Origin of the sequence: Colwellia echini, assembly GCF_002843355.2 — a bacterium.
Classification (GTDB): Bacteria; Pseudomonadota; Gammaproteobacteria; order Enterobacterales; family Alteromonadaceae; genus Colwellia; species Colwellia echini.
On record NZ_PJAI02000043.1, the window covers coordinates 1 to 4920 of the forward strand.

Annotated in this window: 2 protein-coding genes; both read left to right on the plus strand. The window is 42.0% G+C overall.

Going from position 1 to position 4920, the window contains the following annotated elements; genetic code table 11:
- Window positions 1-1046, plus strand: a 1046-nt coding sequence (locus tag CWS31_RS16985; RefSeq protein ID WP_148747784.1) for a BspA family leucine-rich repeat surface protein, incomplete at its 5' end; no start/stop codon positions are given.
- Between the two features lie 155 nt (window positions 1047-1201).
- On the plus strand, window positions 1202-4920 hold a 3719-nt coding region (locus CWS31_RS16990), incomplete at its 3' end, for a beta strand repeat-containing protein (protein WP_148747785.1).

A 4920-nucleotide genomic window follows, 5' to 3' on the forward strand; every position in this document is an offset into this window, starting at 1 on the left:
ATACAATTATTATAACTACCCGTAGCACTGAATATGCATATAACTACAGTGTTGACTGGGGTGACGGTAGTGAGATTGAAGAAAACCTTACCGCCGATGCATCGCACACCTATGACGAGCCGGGTACATACAAAGTAACCATTAGCGGTACGTTCCCGCAAACCTACTTTGAATATAATAACTCTGATAACACCAAGTTAGTTGAGATTGTGAAATGGGGCGATATTGCCTGGCGCTCTATGTATTATGCCTTTTATCAAGCGGAAAATATGGTGAGTACTGCCAGCGACCGCCCTGATATTCGTTTGGTGACTGATATGGAAAGGGCTTTTGGTCTAGCCACGCTATTTAATGGTGATATCCGCGATTGGGATGTATCTAATGTGACCACCTTAAAATCTACCTTTGAAGAAACTGAACAGTTTAATCAAGATATCAGTGATTGGGATGTGAGTAAGGTTACCTCAATGATTGGCACTTTCTCCGGTGCTAAAGCGTTTAATCAGCCCGTCGGTAAGTGGAACATGAGTAATGTAACCAATACCCGTTATATGTTTCAAGGTACAGATACTTTTAATCAGCCGCTGAATGACTGGGATATGAGTAAGGTTGAAAATATGGAATATATGTTTGCCCGCACAAAAGCCTTTAATCAACCACTTGACCAATGGGATGTTAGCTCGGTGACAATAATGAATGTTCTATTTTTTCAAAGTGTATTTAATCAACCGATAGGTAGTTGGGATATCAGTGGCGTCGAAAGTTTATATGCTCTCTTTCGAGATTCGCCTTTTGACCAAGATATTAGTGCTTGGCAAGTAAGCCAAGTCACAGGCTTTCATGAACTGTTTCGTGATTCTGCTCTGTCAACAACTCATTACGACGCCGTGTTAAATGCGTGGAGCCAACAAAACGTGGTTGATGGTGTTAAATTTGGCGCTGACAACGTGCAATATTCATCTGCGGCGAAAGCGGCGCATAAAAAATTATTTGACGACCACGCTTGGATAATAACCGATGGTGGTTGCACCGACTGCACACCTTAAATATTGCCAAGCATTAATTAATTCAAATAGTTAAGTTAAGTCGGTTAAGAAAAGCCAATTAAATTGCGCCAGTTAAGTCAAGCCAGTTAAAGCAAGTCGTTAGCAATTATTATCAATTAATAGGTTAACGACTTTTTTGTTGTAAGGATGTAGGTATGAAAGTGAAGTCAAATAAGCCAAGTAAGTTAAGTCGAGCCAATAAACGTACTGCAGTTAATAAGCCAAACAAGGTTATTGCTGCTGCAAGGGCGACGAAACCTTTAGTGCTCTCTAGTACGGCGTTGTCTGTGTGCATGGCTTTTTCTACTTACACCTTACCTACTTTATTGCAAACCGCTGTTGCTGGGCCCGAAGGTGGCGCTGTGGTAGGCGGTAGTGGTGATATAACCAAGCTAACCAATAGTACTATTATTAACCAAACCTCACAACAGATGGCAATAAATTGGGACAGTTACAACGTTAACAAAAACGAACGTGTGCAGTACATTCAACCCAATAGCCAATCAATATCGTTAAACCGTATTTTAAGTTCTGACGGTTCAACTATTGCCGGTAATATTAACGCCAACGGGCAAGTATTTTTAGTCAACCCCAACGGTATAGTGTTTACTCAAAGCTCAATCATTAATGTGGGCGGCTTAGTTGCCTCTAGCCTAGATATTAATCCACAAGCATTTTTAAATGGCGATTATGTTTTTGACGCACTAGAAAATATTAATGGTAATAATAAAGGCGCGGTGATTAACCAAGGTCTTATTAATGCCTCTATTGGTGGTAATGTTGCGCTTATAGGAAGTCAGGTTGAAAACCAAGGGTTTATTCAAGCAACTCTTGGTACCGTTAATTTAGCCGCAGGCAAGCAAGCAGTATTAACCTTTGATGCTGGCGGTTTATTAGGCGTAAGCGTTAGTAAAGAAGTACTACAAAGCGAGTTAGGCGTAGACGCTGCAGTCATTAACAGCGGCGAAATTAACGCCCAAGGCGGACGAGTATTATTAAGCGCCAGTACCAGTCAAGACGTATTCTCACAAGCAGTAAATGCCGGCATGGAACACGCTACTAGCGTTGTGGTACATAGTGACGGTAGTTTTACCTTAGGTGGCGGCGCGGATGTTATTAACAGCGGTAGCATTGATGTATCTACTACGCAAACTACGCTAAATATTGCCGAAGAATTTAATTTATCAACCAATACCACCACCTCAAACATTGTAGTGCTAGGTGATAACGTAACTAACAGCGGTCAGTTACTCGCTAATACAAGTTATAGCAATGGCTCTAATGACAGTTCCAATGCAAGCCAAAACCAAGTTCGTGGTGAAATTGAACTGCACGCACAAAATACTACCTTACTTACCGAAACTAGTATTACTTCGGCAACAGGCGGTGAGCAAAATAGTGGCGGCGTAGTTAAAGTTCTTGGTGACAAGGTCGGTTTACTCGATAGCGCCTCTGTTGATGTCAGTGGTCATCAAGGTGGGGGTGAAGTATACCTAGGCGGTGATTACCGCGGTGAAAATAGCGCCATTAGAAATGCCAGTGCCAGTTATTTAGGTCGCGACACCCAAGTTAGTGCCAATGGCTTAACCAATGGCGATGGCGGTAAAGTTATATTGTGGGGTAATGATTTAGCCAAAGCCTATGGCAGTATTTCAGCTACCGGCGGCAGTGAAAATGGCAATGGTGGCTTTGTTGAAACCTCAGCAAAAGTGGTTGACCTTGATTTATCGGTGAATGTTGGCGCAATAAGTGGTGATAGCGGCACCTGGTTGATTGACCCCTATAACATTACCATCTCTGGTGGGGCTACGATTGATGACGATAATATATCAATAGCTAGCCCGTTCACGAATTCAGCTGGTAGAGATTCAAACCTGAGTATTTTCACATTAGAGGGCAGCCTAACCGATGGCGCCAATATCATTATTGAAACCGGAGTTGGTGGTAATGCTGAAGAAGATGTAGTGTTTAATGCCTCGGGCACCGCTATTACCGATGGTGGCGCCGGTAATATTACCTTATTAGGCGCGTTAAATTTTAGTGATGGCGGTACTAGCCAAGCCACGCTAACCCTTAATGCCCATAACGACATCAATATTCAAGCAGACATAACGACTGGTGACAGCGATCGCTTGAACCTTAATTTAAATGCTGATCATGGCAATGATGGCTCTGGCACGTATGTAACTAACGGAACCGGTGATGTAAATATAAAAACGGGTGTTAGCATTGAAACCAATGGGGGGAGCTTTGAGGCAAAAGGCGCTAGTTTTACCAGTGAATTAGCTAGTATTATAACGACTGGCTATCAAGGGCAAAACGCCGGAATTATTAGTATTACCGCAAATACAGGATCAATTACTACCGGTGTGCTAACAGCTAATGGTGGTGCTGCTAACAGTAACAGTGGTGGAAAAAACGCTGGTACTATTACGTTACTTGCAGAAACAGATATAACGATAGCAGGTGCTGTGTCAGCTATAGGTAGTGATGGCGATTATACCAATGGTGGTTCTGAATTTGGCGGTAATGGTTCCTTAATTAGTTTAACGTCTACTACTAGTGATATTCATATTAATGCGAGTATGAATAGCTCCGGTGGTGATGCCGACCTTGGAAATAGTAATGAAAATGGTGGTGTAGGAGGTGGTATAACGATTAGTGCTGCTAATGAAGTTAATATTACCGAACAGCTAGTTAGTTATGGTGGTATCGGCGTTATAAATGGTAACGGTGGTAGTGGAGGAGAAGTAAGTATTTCTGGTTTTGATATTAGCTTAGGTCAAGATATTAATACCTCTGGCGGCGCAGGTAATGACACCTTTGCTAATGATGGCACAGTAGAAGTGAATCTATTAGGTGAAAATGCCAAAGCTACTATAAGTCATACAAGTGCTTTTACCACCCTTGTAACCATTGATGGCACAGCAGCCACAACGTCGGTTGGAGGTGAAATATCTCTTACTGGCCCTGATGTAGCAATCAATTGGAATATTACCGATGAAAAGGAAGGTAATTTAGTACTTGAAGCAGGCGATAGCGATACCAACCTTAACCTTGAATTTTCAGGAATTACGAGTTTAGTTGGAGGCACTTCTGCAGATAACTTTATATTTGACACCAGCGGCGTTATAAATGTGGATGGTGGCGGCGGCCTCGGCACCAATACTCTTACCGGAAGAGTTGCAGAGAATGACTGGAATGTAACAAGCAATAATAGTGGGATTTTGTCTGTTAAGGATGATGTTTTTGGTGACGGTGATGTGTACTCTACTTTTAGTAATATTCAGAACCTAAAGGCAGATGACACTAAGTTCATAGATATATTTAAAATCGCCGGAGATCTTTATTCCCTTGAAGCTGGGGGGGGGGAGGATAATATAACCGTAACCGCAGGTGTTATTGATTCAATTGATTCAGGTGCATGGGCAGATACAATAACTATTTCTGGCGGGAGTGTGGGTACTCTAAAAACTCAAACCGGTTCTGATAATATCATGCTCGCATCTTTAGATCTGGTGGGCGACATTGATGGTGGTTATAAATTTGGTCAAACCAATACGTTAACCATAACAGGCACTAATCAAACAGTTGATTTATCAAAAATATCTAATATTGATAAAATTTATGGTGAAAGCACTGATGCAGGTGATGGTAATACACTAAAAGAAAGTGGTGCAGTAACACATGCGTGGAATATAAACGGCACTAATGAAGGTGGTGTTGACGGAATTGAATTTTATTATTTTGGTAATTTAGAAGGGGGGGAGGAGACTGACAACTTCACGGTAAATGCGGGGGCTTCTATTGGCAATATCAGTGGTGGCAATGGCGTAAACACGTACGCGATTAATGGCACTGCGGGTGCTATCAC